The organism is Photobacterium makurazakiensis, assembly GCF_050336715.1.
GTDB lineage: Bacteria > Pseudomonadota > Gammaproteobacteria > Enterobacterales > Vibrionaceae > Photobacterium > Photobacterium makurazakiensis.
The window spans coordinates 1-16,274 of record NZ_JAKJSJ010000096.1; the positions used below are offsets into that span (position 1 = coordinate 1).

A 16,274-nucleotide genomic window follows, 5' to 3' on the forward strand; every position below is an offset into this window, starting at 1 on the left:
ATACTCAATAATTGAGTACTTATTCTATTTTCGACAAAAAGCGCGTACAAACCCTATCAAAAGCTTAAGGTTTTATAATTTTAGTCAACAGAATATTGGTCAAAAACGGCTCATAAAGAGAACTTTTTGTATAAAAAGAACCGTTTTGACCAGAACCCAAATAAAACACTGTACATCAAGCTGTTTTGCTTAGAAGCCTTCCACACCTTTCATATCTGGTAAATGGTGGGCAATACCTTTATGGCAATCAATGCACGTTTTAGTTCCATCAGCAAGATTGCTCGCATGCTGCGTAGAAGCTCGCTTTGACTGTTGAGTAAAGTCCATATAGCTAAATTCATGACAGTTACGGCACTCTAATGAGTCATTCTTTTTCATCCTAGTCCACTCTCGTTCAGCCATATGCAATCTACGTGCTTCAAATTTCTCTGGTGTTGAAATCGCACCAGTCACCCAAGCCCACACTTCTTTCGATGCTTGCATTTTACGCGCCATTTTGTCTGTCCAATTATGCGGGACATGACAATCAGAGCAGATTGCTCTTACTCCTGTTCGGTTTGTGAAATGGATGGTTCCCTGTATCTCTTGGTAAACGTTATCTTCGTGGCAACTAACACAAAATGTTTCTGTATTAGTAAATTCCATTCCCGTATTAAACGCCCCCCAGAAAAAGATACCAGCAACAAATCCACCGAGAGTTAAAAAACCTAGGCTAAAGTACTTCGCGGGTGAACGAATTAACGTCCACCATTTTTTTATCCAACCCCACATACGCTTTCCCCCTATTTCGTTTCGCTCAATAGCGTATCGAGGTCGGTAAACGTATTACCTACCGCAGGTTTCACATCAGTTTGAACAACATGGCACTGCTCACAGAAATAACGTCGAGGGGATAATTCAGCCAAAAAGTTACCATCACGATCCATATAGTGCGTAACACTGATCATTCTCGCCTGAGTTTCTTCAACGCGGCTTCTTGCGTGACAAGACATACATTTGTTCACATTTAAATCAACTTGATAATTATCAATCTTATGCGGAATTATCGGTGGCTGCATTGGGTAGCTACGCTTGGGAATAACATCTGTATTGAGCGTTTTACTCATTGCAGGTGGTTCCGATTCTTGATTAAGTGCAAAACCACGCAATGTCGCAAGCTCATCGCCATTAATTACTGCTGTAGCGCCAATAACAGCGGTGGCAAACAACAGTAAAAGCACTGAAATGAAGTGTTTCATCTGGTTTCTCCTATGCCTTTACAATTTTGACTGCACACTTTTTAAAGTCAGTTTGCTTTGACAGTGGATCGGTTGCATCAAGCGTGACTTTATTAATCAACTGACTTGCATCAAACCAAGGAACATATACCAAACCTTTCGGTGGCTTATTTCGCCCCCGAGTTTCAACGCGAGTAATCATTTCCCCCCGTCGAGAAATCACTTTCACCGCATCACCGCGACGTAAACCACGTGATTTTGCGTCATCTGGGTGAATAAATACTTGTGCATGAGGATAAGATTTGTGTATTTCTGCCACCCGTTGAGTCATTGACCCTGAATGCCAATGTTCAAGAACACGCCCTGTTGATAACCACAAGTCATATTCTTTATCTGGGCTTTCTGCTGGCGGCTCATACGGTAAGGCAAATATGATGGCTTTACCGTCTGGCTTGCCATAAAACTCAAAACCAGCTCCCTCTTTAACGTATGGATCAGCGCCTTCGCGGTATCGCCATAATGTTTCCTTACCATCTACCACAGGCCAGCGAAGCCCTCGTGTTTCATGATAAATATCAAAAGGTGCTAAATCGTGCCCATGGCCACGGCCAAACTCCGCGTACTCTTCAAACAAGCCTTTTTGCACATAGAAACCGTATTCGGTTGACTCATCATTGGCATGGCCTTCTGCGATATCTTCCAACGGGAACTTATCAATTTGACCATTTTTGTAGAGTACATCAAAAAGCGTCTTTCCTTTGTAGGATGGATTAGCATCGAGCAACTCTTCTGGCCACACTTCGTCGGTAGTAAAACGTTTAGAGAATTCCATCAACTGCCATAGGTCAGATTTCGACTCACCTGGCGCCGACACCATTTGGTGCCAAAGCTGTGTACGGCGTTCTGCGTTACCATATCCGCCTTCTTTTTCTACCCACATAGCAGCGGGCAAGATCAAATCTGCGGCCTGAGCCGTCACAGTAGGATAAGCATCAGACACGACAATGAAATTGTCAGGATTGCGATAGCCCGGTAACGTTTCCTCATTAATATTTGCGGCAGCTTGAAGATTGTTATTTACTTGAATCCAATAAGCATTAATTTTCCCGTCTTTTAGCATTCGACTCTGTAAGACCGCATGCGCACCAACTTTTCCTGGAATAGTACCATCAGGCAGTTTCCAAATTTTCTCTGCTGTTTTCCGGTGCTCTGGGTTTGCCACAACTAAGTCGGCTGGTAGTCGATGCGAAAATGTCCCTACTTCTCGCGCCGTACCACAGGCTGATGGCTGCCCCGTTAAGGAAAACGGACTATTTCCTGGTGTAGATATTTTCCCGGTAAGTAGGTGGATGTTATATACCAAATTATTACACCAGACACCTCGGGTGTGTTGATTGAAGCCCATGGTCCAGAAAGACATGACTTTAACTTTTGGGTCGGCATACAGTTCTGCCAACTCAATTAATTTATGCGTTGGCACACCAGACATTTCACTGGCTTTTTCGACGGTATATTCAGAGACAAATGACTTGAACTCATCAAACGTCATTGGCTCCGAATCACCACTATCTGGATTTTTCGCTTGTTGCTGCAATGGGTTTTCTGGACGAAGACCATAACCAATATCGGTTGCTCCTCGTCTAAAATTCACATGCTTATCGGTGAAGTCTTTATTCACCTTATCATTACTAATAATGTAATTGGCAATGAAGTTTAGGATCGCAAGATCAGATTGAGGGGTAAAAATAATCGGAATATCAGCTAACTCAAAGCTTCGGTGTTCAAAAGTAGAAAGTACAGATACTTTAACGCCAGGGTTCGACAGCCTTCTATCTGTTACTCGGGTCCATAATATGGGGTGCATTTCAGCCATATTTGAGCCCCATAAGACAAAAGCATCAGCTTCTTCAATGTCATCATAACAGCCCATCGGTTCATCAATACCAAAGGTACGCATGAATCCGACGACAGCAGACGCCATACAGTGACGAGCATTGGGTTCGATGTTATTAGAACGGAAGCCCGCTTTCATTAATTTTGATGCCGCATACCCTTCATAAATCGTCCACTGGCCAGAACCAAACATGCCAATGCCCTCTGGACCTTTATCTTTCAATGTCGCTTTCCATTTTTCGGCCATAATATCGAAAGCTTGATCCCAACTGATGGCTGTAAAATCACCCTCTTTGTCATACTTCCCGTCTTTCATTCGCAGTAATGGCTGCATAAGGCGGTCATCGCCATACATGATTTTCGATAAGAAGTAGCCTTTAACGCAATTCAGGCCACGATTAACCGGTGACTTTATATCACCATGAGTAGCAACGACCTTTCCATCTTTGACACCGACATTAACTGAACAACCCGTACCACAGAAACGGCACGGCGCTTTTTCCCAATCGAGCTGTGTCAGTGATCCATCAGTAACAACATTACTCGCGACGACGGGAATCGACATCCCCGCCGCGGCAGCTGCTGAGGCAGCGGCTTGTGCTTTTAGAAATTTACGCCGAGAACATTTCATTATGACCTCTCCAATCTATTGCTACACATTTACGTATCTTTTTCCTGCACTTCTATATAGTTAACGAAGCGCTACCCAGTCACCACTTGTAAAAACCACACAAAAAACCCGTAACCGCCAACGACTGCAACGGCTAAAATAGGGAATAGAATGACGGTAATAAACAAGAAAGCTTTTAACTCTGAACGCTGCCGATTTTGCTCTGTCATCACACGTTCCTTAAAAAGTACATACAGGTAACTCTAGTTAGCTTCCATGAAATTGATAACCTTCTAAGTAGAAAATACGAATAAAGCTGAGTAGCGCTCAGAAGCCCGAATAATGTTATCGTGGGTTAACGGTGTTAAAATAAACATAAATAGACAATGATTTAAGGACGTTAGCGTGCAAGTAAGCAAAACCAAGACCAGTTTCTATCGACGACTGTATGTGGCATACCTCATTGATACAGGTATCTCGACTGTCCCGGGTATTCTCGAGTACACGGGCATGCCGCGCCGTACTGCGCAAGATACAATTAAAAGTTTGGCTGAACTTGATGTTGTCTGTCAGTTTGTACAAACGGAGGGAGAAAGAAATCGAAGTGGTAACTATGAAATCAGTGACTGGGGGGCAATAAATAAACAGTGGGTAACAGAAAACATTACTGACATTAAATCAGTGCTTGACTACCCATAACAACGAGAAAGGGGGCCAATTGATAGTTTGTTATCAACCTCACCACCTTCTCGTTATATTTTTTAATAAGCAATTCAATAAACAAACACGATGCGGTGTTATTTTTTCTTATTCATCATTGCTTTTAAATCAGCAAAAGGATTAAACGTCGCCGCTTCATGATCATTCTCACCCGCTTTTACAACACTGCCCATTTGATTGTCAGCTTCCGTGTACTTTTCATGTTCATGGTCGTGGCAAAATAAGCAAAGTAATTCCCAGTTGCTTCCATCAGTAGGGTTGTTCGTGTGGTCGTGATCAACATGGTGAACAGTCAGTTCACGAAGGTTTGAATATACAAATTCACGAGAACAACGTCCGCACACCCAAGGATATAGCTTCAGCGCTTTTTCTCGGTAACCTTGTTCTTGTCGCGCATATGCGGCACTTGTTCCGTAAAAATCTGATGACATGTTAACACCCAAAATTCAGTCTAAATCAGCCATGATTTTACCTAATTTTTCACGCAATGCTCGCTTCGAATGCATAAATTTATGAATTAACGCAACGAATGTCATAAAAATACGCTAATAGTGAAGGTACTAAATCGTGTAATTTACAGGGTATCACGTACCTATAGAGACTATGACAATATCCTGTCAAACCTATTTTGTTTACAATTCGAGCTATAGAAAAGCTAAATGCTTCAATTGAGGCAAAAAAATGACGGGTTTCGATATAATGCAACTTGATTATGATAACATTCGACCCAAAATATTAATTGTGAACCACTATTTCACTGCATAGAGAAGACGGATATGGCTTTTGATTTTTCTGAACTAACTGTAGATTTATCGGCAATGCCGACAACGATTGATATGGGACACGCTTGGCTTGGTGGCCTTCTGGCTGTCATGCTGGTTCTATATATTGCCAAGAAAGGCAAGCCTGTTGAAATCGAGAAAGTTGTTGAGAAAGAAGTCGAAAAAATCGTTGAGGTTGAAAAACCTGTCGAGAAAATTATTGAAGTAGAAAAAGTTGTCGAAGTAGAAAAGATTGTTGAGAAAATTGTTGAAGTTGAACCAAAACTAAAAACATCAACGCCTGATTCTGCCCTACAGCTATTATCGCTACTTCAACAAGAAGCACGCTTTATCGATTTCATGCAAGAAGACCTCAAAGGCTTCGCTGATGCAGAAATCGGCGCTGCTGCCCGTGTTATTCACGAAGGCGGACAAAAAGTCCTTAACGAATATTTCAGCTTTGCTCCTGTTCGTAATGAAGAAGAAGAAACTCGCATTACTCTGCCACAAGGCTTTAATGCATCTGAAGTACGATTAACAGGTAACGTTGTTGGCGAAGCACCTTTCACTGGAACCCTTATCCACCGCGGTTGGAAAGTAACGAACGTTAAATTGCCAAAACTGGCTGAAGGCCATGATGCACACGTTGTTGCCGCCGCTGAGGTTGAACTGTAATGCAAGATATTCAAGAACACCGTTACAGTGTTGGTATCGACTTAGGTACTACGCACTGTGTTTTATCATACGTTGATCTTCAAGATGAAGACGCAAGCGTCAGCGTTATGCCTATTGCTCAATTAACAACACCAGGCAATGTCGAAGAAAAAGATCAACTTCCTTCATTTATGTATCAAGCCCACGAATCTGAGCTTGCGGAAGGTGATACGGCGCTTCCATGGAGCACCCAGCCTACCGCAATCGTTGGTGCTATGGCGCGCTCTCTGGGTAGCAAAACCCCGATTCGCTTGATTGCAAGTGCAAAAAGTTGGCTTTGCCACGGTGGCGTTAATCGTCGTGATGCATTTTTGCCACTTAATAGCCCTGACGAAGTAGTAAAAGCGTCGCCGCTAGAAGCAACACGTAATTACCTAGCCCACCTTGCGGATGCTTGGAATCATCAACACCCAGAAACACCGTTGTTTGATCAAGATGTCACCATTACTGTTCCTGCGTCTTTTGACCCAGCAGCACGTGAACTAACCGCTGAAGCTGCACGTGAAGTGGGCTTCAAGCACATGACATTGCTAGAAGAACCACAGGCAGCTGTATATAGCTGGCTGAAAAACAACGATGACACATGGCGCGACCAAGTAAACGTTGGTGATGTCATTTTGGTTGTTGATATTGGTGGTGGTACTACAGACCTTTCACTTGTTGCAGTAACAGAAGAAGATGGCAACCTGACGCTTAACCGTGTTGCGGTTGGTGATCATATCCTTCTTGGTGGCGACAACATGGATCTGGCGCTGGCCTACCGCTTAAAGATGAAGCTGGCTCAAGAAGGTAAGCAACTTCAGCCTTGGCAGGTCCAAGCAATTACGCATGCTTGCCGTGATGCAAAAGAAGCGCTTCTTAGCGATGCAAATTTGCAATCAATGCCTATTGTTGTCCCAAGCCGAGGCTCTAAGCTTCTTGGTGGTACGCTGCAAACTGAGCTAACTCAAGAAGAAGTTCAGCAAACATTGGTCGAAGGTTTCTTCCCTCGTAACAACATTGAAGAACACCCTGTTGAGATGCAGCGTGGTGCGCTTACGCAAATGGGACTTCCATACGCTCAAGACGCTGCGGTTTCACGTCATGTTGCAGGTTTCCTTAGCCGTCAGTCTTCTGCCGTTGACGAGCTTTTCGAAAAGTATGAGCAACTTCACGACGGCTTCATTCGCCCAAGTGCCATTCTTTTCAATGGTGGTGTGCTGAAATCAGACTTACTATCTAACCGTTTACTGTCCATCATCAATAGCTGGCTCACAACCGCTGATAGCCCTGAAGCTAAACTACTTGAAGGACTTGATTTAGACCTTGCGGTAGCAAGCGGTGCTTCATACTACGGCTCTGTGCGTAAAGGCAAAGGCGTTCGTATTCGTGGCGGTATTGCAAGTAGCTACTATGTTGGTATTGAAAGCTCCATGCCTGCTATTCCTGGTATGGAGCCGCCATTAGAAGCTCTTTGTGTTGCTCCATTTGGTATGGAAGAAGGCACACATGCTGACGTGCCTAGCCGCGAATTTGGTTTGGTTATTGGCCAACCCGTTCAGTTTAAATTCTTCGGTTCGACAGTACGTCGTGATGACCCAGCAGGCACGCACCTTGATTGGTGGCAGCCAGAAGAACTGGAAGAGCTACCTGCCATTCAGGTAACGCTGCCAGTCGTCGAAGGACGAACAGCGGGCGAAGTTGTCCCTGTTCGCCTTGCTTCTCGTGTAACGGAACTAGGTACGCTTTGCCTCGAAGCCTTGCCAACAGATGGCGGTGAAAAATGGCAAGTCGAATTTGATGTTCGCGAAAAATAAGTAATACTAAACGGCGCTATTTATTAGCGCCGTTTTCTTTTTATATCACTCACATTTTATTGACCGTTGCTTCGCCAACTTCAAGTAAATATTGAAATCAACGAGTTGGCGCAGATAATTATATCAACCAAAGGTATAATACTGCCGGCAAGGTTTGGTTAAGATACTCACCTACAACCTTCATATAAAATAATCAGAACGATCAGCTCTGGAGAAATACATGTCTTCCCCTCGTTATCTTGTTGGTATTGACTTAGGGACTACCCACACTGTTGTTGCCTACACCCTTATTTCAGATGAACTCGAATCAAGCCCAATTACAATATTTGAAATTGACCAGCTTATAGCTCCTGGCGAAGTTGCGCGTAAGCCACTACTGCCCTCTTTCCGCTACCACCCGGCAGAAGGCGAAATAGACCCATCTCAAATGGTATTACCGTGGGATATTGAACAAGTTAATGGTGATATTAAGCATGCCATTATCGGTGAGCTCGCACGAGATCTAGGGGCCAAAGTTGAAGGACGGCAAGTTGTCAGTGCCAAGAGTTGGTTATCGCATGCCGGTGTTGACCGTAGCGAGGCTATTTTGCCTTGGTCGTCGAACAATAATGTAGAAAAAGTATCACCTGTTGTCGCAAGTGCTAGCTACTTAAACCACGTTCGCCAATCTTGGGATTACCATCATCAAGATGCCAAACTTAACGACCAAGAAGTTGTTATCACAGTACCTGCCTCTTTTGATGAGGCTGCACGTGCATTAACACTTGAGGCTGCTTCAATGGCTGGTCTCGATAACATCTTGCTTTTGGAAGAGCCTCAAGCCGTATGTTACGACTGGTATGCTAAAAATAAAGATAACGCAGAAGCACTACTCAAAGACATTCCCCTGCTGATGGTTTGCGATGTAGGCGGCGGTACCACTGATTTAAGTTTGATAAAGGTCGGAACTGAAGACGACAAACTAACGCTCGACCGTATTGGTGTTGGCGATCACCTAATGCTTGGTGGTGACAATATTGATTTAGCATTAGCTCATAAAGCTGAACAACGTTTGCACGGGGCGACCAAGAAACTCAGCGCGTCAGGGTTATCAAAGCTGATTCAACAAACCCGAAAAGTAAAAGAAAAGCTTCTCGCAGGTAATGCTCCCGAAACAGCAAAAGTAACGATGTTAGGAAGTGGCTCACGTTTAATTGGTGGTGCAAAAAGTATCGATCTTACCCGCGATGAAGTTCATGACATTGCATTAAACGGCTTTTTCCCAAAAACTGACTTCAACGTTCAGCCAAGCCAGCGCCAAGCCGCGGTTGTTGAATTTGGTTTGCCTTATGCTGCAGATCCTGCCATTAGTAAACACCTTGCTCAATTTATTGAATTACATGATACGGTTTGCAGAGAATCACTCAGCGGCAGCAACTTAGTTGTAAACGAAGACCTACCTGCAATTCCTGCGGCAGTGTTGCTTAATGGCGGTGTATTTAATAGCCCACTTCTTTCGGAACGCGTATTAGATACCTTTACCCTCTGGCGGGGTGACACCGTCACCGAGCTAGTAAACCCTCACCCTGATTTAGCGGTTGCTTACGGTGCCGTCGCTTATGCGAAAGCGCGCCATGGCGCTCAGCTTAAAATTGGCGGAGGTTCAGCCCGTTCTTTCTTTCTAACCTTAGAAGGTAAAAAGAAAAATAAACAAGGCTTATGTATTCTCCCTAAAGGCATTGATGAAGGTACAGAAATCAGGCTTAAAGATCGCAAGTTCGCACTTACGCTAGGTGAGCCTGTAAGATTTAATTTAGTATCATCGACAGATGATAGCCACACTCAAGCTGGTGAGCTATTCCCCATTGATAGTGATAGCTTTGTCTCCCTACCTCCATTTATTGCGACATTAGACAGTGAGCGTGATCGCGCTGAATTGGCGGCTAACCAAAAAGACCGAGAAGAGGTCACTTTAGCTTGTCAGTTAACAGAAGTCGGTACATTACAAATAGAATGTGTAAGTACAACAGACGATGCTAAACGTTGGAAGGTTGAATTTGCCATCCGTAAAGATTTGGCCAAGCTAAACCAAGGCGATAAGGCATCAACCCTTGCACAATCGGCCCTACCCGCTCGAATTGACGATGCAATTACACTAGTGAAGCAAGCTTATGGTGGCAGTACTAAAAATGCCGACCCTAAAGCAATTAAAACCTTACGTAACCAACTAGAAAAAATGTTAGGTAAGCGTGATAACTGGGAAACACCAGCGTTACGTGAACTTGCTAACTCACTTTTAGAAAGTAAGAAACGGCGTAGACGCTCTGATATTCACGAACGAAATTGGCTGAAGCTCGCAGGCTTTACCTTACGTCCTGGATTTGGTTATCCATCAGATGAGTGGCGAATGGAGCAAGTATGGGCACTCTACCAACACGGCATTCAGTTTGATAGCAATACTCAAACATGGAGCGACTGGTGGACATTTTGGCGACGTGTCTCTGGAGGCTTGAATCAAGAACAACAGCTGGTTATTTACAAAGACATCGCCAAGTACATAAACCCAAGCGCCGTTCGTGACAGCAAGCTAGCCAAAGAGATGCAAGAACGCAGTTACGAAGATATGGTTCGTCTTGCTGCATCGCTTGAAAATCTACCATTCGATAAAAAGCTTCAGCTTATTGAATGGATTTTTGGCCGGTTACAAAAAACGCAATATGCGCAAGCGCATTGGTGGGCTATTGGGCGAATTGCTACACGTAGCCCTTTCTATGGAAGTGCGCATAATTTACTCAGTGCGGAGCATGTCAGTTATTGTTTACCTGAATTAATGGACTTTGATTGGCGTAAGGATCAGAACATCGCTTTTGCGGCAGTTATGATGTGTAGGATGACGGGAGACCGTACATTAGACATTGATGATATAAATCGAACTGCGGTGATTGAGAAGCTAAAATCCAGCAAAGTGCCAGAAAGTTGGCTCGAAATGGTATCAACCGTCAAAGTACTGACGGAGAGTGAAACTAAGCGCGTATTCGGTGATGCACTACCAACAGGATTATGCTTAATCGATTAAGGTTCTGTTATGGTTCAGCTGGTAATCTTCTACTCATAAATAAAAACTAATTTTTCGCCTCGACACATTTGCGAGGCGAATCGTTTATGCCTAGCGAGTACTACTATAATGAACCGAACACAATTTCAAATTATCTCTCAGCGAATTTTCAAGTCTGATAATCAACGTGTCGCAGTAGAAGCGGTAATCTTTGATGGCCTTTCTAGTTATGAAGCTGAAAAACGTTTTGATGTGCCAAAAGGCACATTGTCTCGCAATGTACGTAAATACAAACGCGAAGTCGATTACCTTCAAAGCGTTGTAGCTGCATAAAAAAAACGGAGAGCAAATGCTCTCCGTTTTTACATCTAAATAGCTCGTTCTGACGAGTTACATCTTCAGCATGTCATCCCTACCGCGTAACCATGCAGATGCATAGAATAATGCCACCCCTAAAGCAATGAGTATTACATTGTTAAATAGGCCGAAATTGACATAAGTATCTATCGGTACCGCACTGGTTAAAATGGATGCAGGCAACCAATATATTTCAGCGAGTGCATCGCCAGCACTACTGCTGCCCGTTACTTGATACATTGCTATTTTAAACATCACCACGGCAAGAATAGCCGTCAGAAGCGGGTAACGAGTAAGCTGAGAAACGACAAAGAGACCACAAGCTAGAGGAAATAAAGCAAGACTCATTACAGCTAAACGCCCAATAAAACTCACCCAATGAATCCCTAACGATGTTAGTGAAATCGTAAATGAGGCGAGCATATCTGCTGACATAAAGAACGTTGCAAGCAGCCAAACAATAAAGTCAGAGAAAAGTAATAATATTGAAGCAATAATAGGGACAATACAAAGAGCAAAGATCAGCTTTGCACCAATCGCTAAATGATCAGACACTGGCATTGAGCGCCAGAACATTAAGCTACCTTCTTGTTTTTCTTTCCTTAGCGTTTTAGGTACATAAATTAGAAACAAAACTAAGTAGAGTACACCTGCAACAATTTCATTCAGTTTACCAATCAGCCCAGCAAATTGACCACTGCTGTCTCCCCATTCAAACAGCCCTGCACCGCTAGTTTGTACCGAAAAAGAAACGTTATCGCCACTCATTACCATTGCAAAGTTCAGCACCGCAAACAGGGCAAGAAAAAGAGGGAGCTTAACGACCACACGGTATTCTATAAGCTCTTTTTCTAAAAGCGTCATTAGCTTTTTCATTATGCCTCCTGCTGCACGGCAATAAATATCTCGGCAAGTGTAGGCTTTACAACCTCTCCAAGTGATGCCATTTTATCGTTCTTTGTTACTTCATACATACACACCGATGAATTAACACCTTGTTGAATATATATCGGACGAGCTGATTGAGCTTGCTTTAACTTACTGTCAGGCACAGTCACTTTACAGTATCGATTAATAACTGTATCAATGTCACCACTAACCACTGATTTACCACGCTTAAGTATTAATACATCCGTAAGTAAATGGTCGATTTCATCCACCTCGTGGCTTGCTATAATTAAAGCCCTATCACCCTCTTTAAACCACGCCATTAACTGCTGGTAAAATTTCTCACGGAACATTAAATCTAAGCCTAAAGTTGGCTCATCTAAAATAAGTAATTTCACATCTGTAGACATAACCAAAGCAAGATGCAGCTGAACCTTCATCCCTTTTGACAAACGCCCAATCTTTGTCTTTTGTTGGATATCGGTTTGAGACAAAAACGCGTGTACCTTTTTCTGGTCGAAAGCACCATGAACACCCGAGATATATTTGATAATTTGTTTGACAGTCATCCACTCAGGTAACACTGCAACATCGGAGATATATGCTAGCTGTTGAACGATATTAACTCGTTGTTTCTGCGGCTCTAAGCCCAAAACGGCAAGGTTCCCTTCATAACYATGAGCCCCTAAGATGCTCTTTATTAAGGTAGATTTACCAGCGCCATTATGCCCAAGTAAGCCCAATACCTGCCCTGTACGTAAATCAAGGTTAATATCCATTAGGGCACGAAAACGCCCGTAAGATTTACCTAAAGAATCAGATTTAACTAGTGTTTCCACGCTTACTTAACCTATACATGTCAGTTTCAGATATTTTATACCAAACATGTAAAGTCAAACAAAGCATTGAAGCAAATATACGAAAGTAATACCAATCTGGATGAGTAATTGGTCTAAGTATTACGCAGGAAAAATTGCTGTTATCAAGGAGAAGGTTTTAACCCGTAAGACAGAGCAAGTACTTATATAGGTTGATATAGCTTCAAGGTACTGAGTTAAAAGGGATATCAACTCATTAATTTCAAGAAGAATGTTTGCAGAAATGACGATGTCTTTCAAAAAACCCGCTGAAACTATCTATTGCAGGGACTTGAGTATATACCGTCACCATTTAATTTATGCGTAGGCAGCACGAATTTTTCACGGTATATGAAAGATTGAAAGTGGGCTAAATAGAAAATATAAGAAATTATGCACCATGATTAATCATGGTACATAAGAAAAGAGGTATATGTTTAGGCTCTATAAAGCCTAATTTGATCGTCACCTATTAGTGTAATGGCAGCATAAGTCTAATGAATATTTTTGTCCTTATACTATTCAATGAGACGATCGGTCATTTGTAAGCGTAAGCAAGTGAATTACGCACACTATTGCAGTTAATATTTGAATTATTCGTTGCCTTGTAGAAGGTCTTCTGGATGCACGTCTTCTTTTTCCATCATAGCAAGAATTTCATTCATGCGTACTTGACGAGCTTCTTCTTTAAATTCATGCAATACAGCAATCAGATTATTGATTTTATGTAGTGGCATGCGCTTAATTACTGCTTTTTGACGTCCTGGAACTTCATCAGCAAAATCGATTAACATTTGACGATAGTCGGCGCGTTCTTCTTTAACTTGACCCGTTTTCTGGTCAACACTTTTAAGCATTGCTGATAATGCTTTTTCAGCAGCTGCAAAATTATCCATGAATATACCTCTTAAAATTCGAACTTAAACATTGTTAACCATCAGACAAAACCACCAGCGTGTAGCAATAAATGCATATCGGCGATATTTTTAGAAAGGCATCTTGGGTTTACAACATATAAATAAATTCACCAGACTGGTGTTCACCATCTAGTTTAACCACATTCTTTGCTGTTCACTTTGTTCAGACTAAGGCAGATAGAGTGGTAAATACTAAACACCACATCGAGTAGATAGGCTGATGATACCTTTAGTTTGATAACATGTGAACCTAAATTTAATCGAAATCTGTGCTTATTCAGACTTTATAAAGATTAACTCGTCAATTTATTTTGGCTCACACTGCACAGTTTAGCAACAATGATGAGCTTCCTTTCTTAGCAATCATCCATTTAAGTACACATGTAGTGCTATTTCACCCCATATGGCTCTAGGCAGAGACATAAATGCCTACACGTAATCGGCAATACTTTCGTTATTCAAGTTATACTTTATCACCATTCAAAACATAAAATCATGCCAGAAATGCCACACGACATGATTACTTAAGTATAATAAAAAACTAACGTCTCAATTAACATGCTTTCAATTATGCAATTCTTTACTCGCCACCTAAAAGCTTTATCCCTTCTCGCTTTTAGCTTAATCGCTGTTAGCCCTGCCTATGTTATGGCCTCTGTCAAAGCACAGGGAACGTTTACGGCAGTAGAGCGCTGCCCAGCTTTTCAATCAATCAAAAAGAAAACGAACCCTGGTAATATTTCAACTCAAATAGGTACGCGCTATCAAACAATTGCCATCAATAAACCACAGGGGGACTGGGTTCAACTTTATATCAAAAGCGCTTCGCCGCAAACTCGCTGGGTAAACTTAACCTGTGGAAATGCTGATTTCAAAGAGTACACAAAAAGTGATAGTTCAGTCTGTACGGTTCCCAATAAACATGACTCCTATGTTTTGGCTGTTAGTTGGCAACCAGGCTTTTGTGAGCATGCCAACTTCAAAGGTGAAAAACCTGAATGTACGGCATTAAATAATAATCAGCTAACATCTCATCACTTAACACTTCACGGCTTATGGCCTAACAAAAAGTCGTGTGGTATTAAATATGGTTACTGTACCCCAGCAAGTACTATGGCGCTTACTGCTGAGACTATAGAAGAAATAGCCTACTGGATGCCTAATTTTCACTACCAAACAACCTTTGGCGCCTACCAGTGGAAAAAGCATGGTACTTGCCAGTCACGAAATGATGACGAGTATTTTTTAGTGGCATCGCACCTTGTACAGCAGACTGACTCGTCGCCGATAGGCCAATACATTAAACAACATATTGGCCAACGAATTTCAGTTAGCAAGTTTCAGCGCTATTTATCAAATCAACTTGGTCAACAAGCTGTCAAACGCTTACAGCTTTCGTGCTTAAAAGGTAAATACCTTCAAGAAATCAGACTAAACCTCCCCCTTCGCTTTGAAGAGCAAAATTCACTAATCAGCAACCTCAACATTGCTCCGCCTGCTCGCAGCTTTAAAGGAAACTGTAATAGTGACATCTATATAGAAGATTGAGTGTACCTTTCCTGATCAAGCACTGAATAAAGCAATTTGAGATCAAGCCTACAGTTCTAGCCTCAAATTGCTTACATTCGACAATGGGTAATGTAGACTAAATAACTCAGGTAACCATTTGAATAAAAAGCTTTTTGGYGGACATTAGCGCAGCTTGGTAGCGCATTACTCTGGGGGAGTAGGGGTCACTGGTTCGAATCCAGTATGTCCGACCAAAAAGCTTTTTAATCACTTCCCCTTCCCGCCTGCTTACTTCCTTGCCTTTCATTACATAAATTGACGCTGTTTTTACACAACATTATCAATAAATTAAGGTAGTATACTTAAGTAGTGAATTTCATTTTTGGGCTGTTATGCGACTGCTAAATCTTCTTCGTATGAGTGCGATTTTCTTTATTATTGTTATCTCAAGTATTCTACTAATAGATAAATGGGTATCAGCTCAGGCTTCTGCTCGTATCTTTGAGGCACCTTCAGACATCCCTTCACGTTCAATTGGACTTGTATTAGGTACCAGTAAATACATTGCAAAATCTTTAAACCCTTATTACACATACCGAATGGATGCAGCGTTAACTCTGTATGAACTCGATAAAGTCAATGTACTGCTACTGAGTGGCGACAATGCCCACCGTTCTTATAACGAACCTTGGACGATGAAACGTGATTTATTAAAAGCAGGGATCCCATCGCAAGATATCGTGTTAGATTACGCTGGATTTCGCACGTTAGACTCTGTAGTTAGAGCAAAAAATGTATTCGAAGCGGATCATTTTGTCATTATTACTCAGCGATTTCATTGTGAGCGAGCTCTCTTCATTGCACAAAGAAACAACATAGATGCTATCTGTTTAGCCGTACCTGAGCCTAATGGTTTGGCCGGAATAAAAATCAGAATAAGAGAAGTGCTAGCCCGAATCAAAGCCATCATTGATTTATATGTATTAGATATGCAGCCAAAG

General features: G+C 42.2%; 15 protein-coding genes and 1 tRNA gene. 8 read left to right on the top strand and 8 right to left on the bottom strand.

Features of this window, described 5'->3' with window-relative positions:
• Positions 1–189: 189 nt before the first annotated feature.
• From L4D09_RS27275 to L4D09_RS27290, 4 genes are all read right to left on the bottom strand, one after another.
• Positions 190–771, bottom strand: a complete 582-nt coding sequence (locus tag L4D09_RS27275) for a NapC/NirT family cytochrome c (RefSeq protein ID WP_428460685.1) — start codon at positions 769–771, stop codon at positions 190–192.
• An 11-nt stretch (positions 772–782) separates the two neighbouring features.
• Positions 783–1,238, bottom strand: a complete 456-nt coding sequence (locus tag L4D09_RS27280) for a nitrate reductase cytochrome c-type subunit (RefSeq protein ID WP_428460686.1) — start codon at positions 1,236–1,238, stop codon at positions 783–785.
• A 10-nt stretch (positions 1,239–1,248) separates the two neighbouring features.
• Positions 1,249–3,741 (bottom strand): nitrate reductase catalytic subunit NapA, encoded by a 2,493-nt coding sequence (gene napA / locus L4D09_RS27285; protein ID WP_428460687.1) that lies wholly within the window; start codon positions 3,739–3,741, stop codon positions 1,249–1,251.
• 71 nt (positions 3,742–3,812) lie between these two features.
• Positions 3,813–3,950 (bottom strand): periplasmic nitrate reductase, NapE protein, encoded by a 138-nt coding sequence (locus tag L4D09_RS27290; protein ID WP_428460688.1) that lies wholly within the window; start codon positions 3,948–3,950, stop codon positions 3,813–3,815.
• Positions 3,951–4,125: 175 nt separating this feature from the next.
• Between L4D09_RS27290 and L4D09_RS27295 the strand changes: the two genes are divergently transcribed.
• Positions 4,126–4,419 carry a winged helix-turn-helix domain-containing protein gene (locus tag L4D09_RS27295; RefSeq protein WP_428460689.1) on the top strand — a complete coding sequence of 98 codons (294 nt, stop codon included), beginning with the start codon at positions 4,126–4,128 and terminating at the stop codon, positions 4,417–4,419.
• Between the two features lie 98 nt (positions 4,420–4,517).
• Here L4D09_RS27295 and L4D09_RS27300 read toward each other — a convergent pair whose 3' ends face one another.
• Positions 4,518–4,871 (bottom strand): YajD family HNH nuclease, encoded by a 354-nt coding sequence (locus tag L4D09_RS27300; protein WP_428460690.1) that lies wholly within the window; start codon positions 4,869–4,871, stop codon positions 4,518–4,520.
• Between the two features lie 345 nt (positions 4,872–5,216).
• Here L4D09_RS27300 and L4D09_RS27305 point away from each other — a divergent pair, with 345 nt between their 5' ends.
• The 4 genes from L4D09_RS27305 to L4D09_RS27320 all read left to right on the top strand — a co-directional run bounded on the left by L4D09_RS27305 (position 5,217) and on the right by L4D09_RS27320 (position 11,078).
• A complete protein-coding gene (locus L4D09_RS27305) occupies positions 5,217–5,876 on the top strand; it encodes a DUF2760 domain-containing protein (protein WP_428460691.1) in 660 nt (219 codons plus the stop codon).
• The gene (locus L4D09_RS27310) at positions 5,876–7,711 is read left to right on the top strand and encodes an Hsp70 family protein (protein ID WP_428460692.1); all 1,836 of its coding nucleotides are present in this window, start codon (positions 5,876–5,878) and stop codon (positions 7,709–7,711) included. The genes L4D09_RS27305 and L4D09_RS27310 overlap by 1 nt, the downstream gene beginning before the upstream one ends.
• Positions 7,712–7,931: 220 nt before the next feature.
• Complete coding sequence (locus L4D09_RS27315) at positions 7,932–10,766, top strand: Hsp70 family protein (protein ID WP_428460693.1); 2,835 nt, start codon at positions 7,932–7,934, stop codon at positions 10,764–10,766.
• A 108-nt stretch (positions 10,767–10,874) separates the two neighbouring features.
• Positions 10,875–11,078, top strand: coding sequence for a helix-turn-helix domain-containing protein (locus L4D09_RS27320; RefSeq protein ID WP_428460694.1), 204 nt, complete (start codon positions 10,875–10,877; stop codon positions 11,076–11,078).
• A 57-nt stretch (positions 11,079–11,135) separates the two neighbouring features.
• Here the strand turns inward: L4D09_RS27320 and L4D09_RS27325 are convergent, their stop codons facing one another.
• From L4D09_RS27325 to L4D09_RS27335, 3 genes are all read right to left on the bottom strand, one after another.
• The gene (locus L4D09_RS27325) at positions 11,136–11,978 is read right to left on the bottom strand and encodes an ABC transporter (protein WP_428460695.1); all 843 of its coding nucleotides are present in this window, start codon (positions 11,976–11,978) and stop codon (positions 11,136–11,138) included.
• Positions 11,978–12,829 carry an ABC transporter ATP-binding protein gene (locus tag L4D09_RS27330; RefSeq protein ID WP_428460696.1) on the bottom strand — a complete coding sequence of 284 codons (852 nt, stop codon included), beginning with the start codon at positions 12,827–12,829 and terminating at the stop codon, positions 11,978–11,980. The genes L4D09_RS27325 and L4D09_RS27330 overlap by 1 nt, the downstream gene beginning before the upstream one ends.
• A gap of 611 nt (positions 12,830–13,440) precedes the next feature.
• On the bottom strand, positions 13,441–13,743 hold the full coding sequence (locus L4D09_RS27335) for a hypothetical protein (protein WP_428460697.1): 303 nt from the start codon (positions 13,741–13,743) through the stop codon (positions 13,441–13,443).
• Positions 13,744–14,334: 591 nt separating this feature from the next.
• On the opposite strand from L4D09_RS27335, the gene L4D09_RS27340 reads away from it, so the two are divergent.
• The 3 genes from L4D09_RS27340 to L4D09_RS27350 form a co-directional block, all read left to right on the top strand.
• The gene (locus tag L4D09_RS27340; protein ID WP_428460698.1) at positions 14,335–15,312 is read left to right on the top strand and encodes a ribonuclease T2 family protein; all 978 of its coding nucleotides are present in this window, start codon (positions 14,335–14,337) and stop codon (positions 15,310–15,312) included.
• Positions 15,313–15,450: 138 nt separating this feature from the next.
• A tRNA-Pro gene (locus L4D09_RS27345) sits at positions 15,451–15,527 on the top strand.
• 138 nt (positions 15,528–15,665) lie between these two features.
• Positions 15,666–16,274: SanA/YdcF family protein (locus L4D09_RS27350; RefSeq protein ID WP_428460699.1), on the top strand; the 609-nt coding region annotated here is incomplete at its 3' end.

What these genes read in the sequence shown, in the direction of transcription:
- L4D09_RS27310 (WP_428460692.1), top strand. Translation starts at nt 5,876, where the DNA reads ATGCAAGATATTCAAGAACACCGTTACAGTGTTGGTATCGACTTAGGT.
- L4D09_RS27305 (WP_428460691.1), top strand. Translation starts at nt 5,217, where the DNA reads ATGGCTTTTGATTTTTCTGAACTAACTGTAGATTTATCGGCAATGCCG.
- napA (WP_428460687.1), bottom strand. Translation starts at nt 3,741, where the DNA reads ATGAAATGTTCTCGGCGTAAATTTCTAAAAGCACAAGCCGCTGCCTCA.
- L4D09_RS27280 (WP_428460686.1), bottom strand. Translation starts at nt 1,238, where the DNA reads ATGAAACACTTCATTTCAGTGCTTTTACTGTTGTTTGCCACCGCTGTT.
- L4D09_RS27275 (WP_428460685.1), bottom strand. Translation starts at nt 771, where the DNA reads ATGTGGGGTTGGATAAAAAAATGGTGGACGTTAATTCGTTCACCCGCG.
- L4D09_RS27315 (WP_428460693.1), top strand. Translation starts at nt 7,932, where the DNA reads ATGTCTTCCCCTCGTTATCTTGTTGGTATTGACTTAGGGACTACCCAC.
- L4D09_RS27290 (WP_428460688.1), bottom strand. Translation starts at nt 3,950, where the DNA reads ATGACAGAGCAAAATCGGCAGCGTTCAGAGTTAAAAGCTTTCTTGTTT.
- L4D09_RS27320 (WP_428460694.1), top strand. Translation starts at nt 10,875, where the DNA reads ATGAACCGAACACAATTTCAAATTATCTCTCAGCGAATTTTCAAGTCT.
- L4D09_RS27340 (WP_428460698.1), top strand. Translation starts at nt 14,335, where the DNA reads ATGCAATTCTTTACTCGCCACCTAAAAGCTTTATCCCTTCTCGCTTTT.
- L4D09_RS27335 (WP_428460697.1), bottom strand. Translation starts at nt 13,743, where the DNA reads ATGGATAATTTTGCAGCTGCTGAAAAAGCATTATCAGCAATGCTTAAA.
- L4D09_RS27325 (WP_428460695.1), bottom strand. Translation starts at nt 11,978, where the DNA reads ATGAAAAAGCTAATGACGCTTTTAGAAAAAGAGCTTATAGAATACCGT.
- L4D09_RS27300 (WP_428460690.1), bottom strand. Translation starts at nt 4,871, where the DNA reads ATGTCATCAGATTTTTACGGAACAAGTGCCGCATATGCGCGACAAGAA.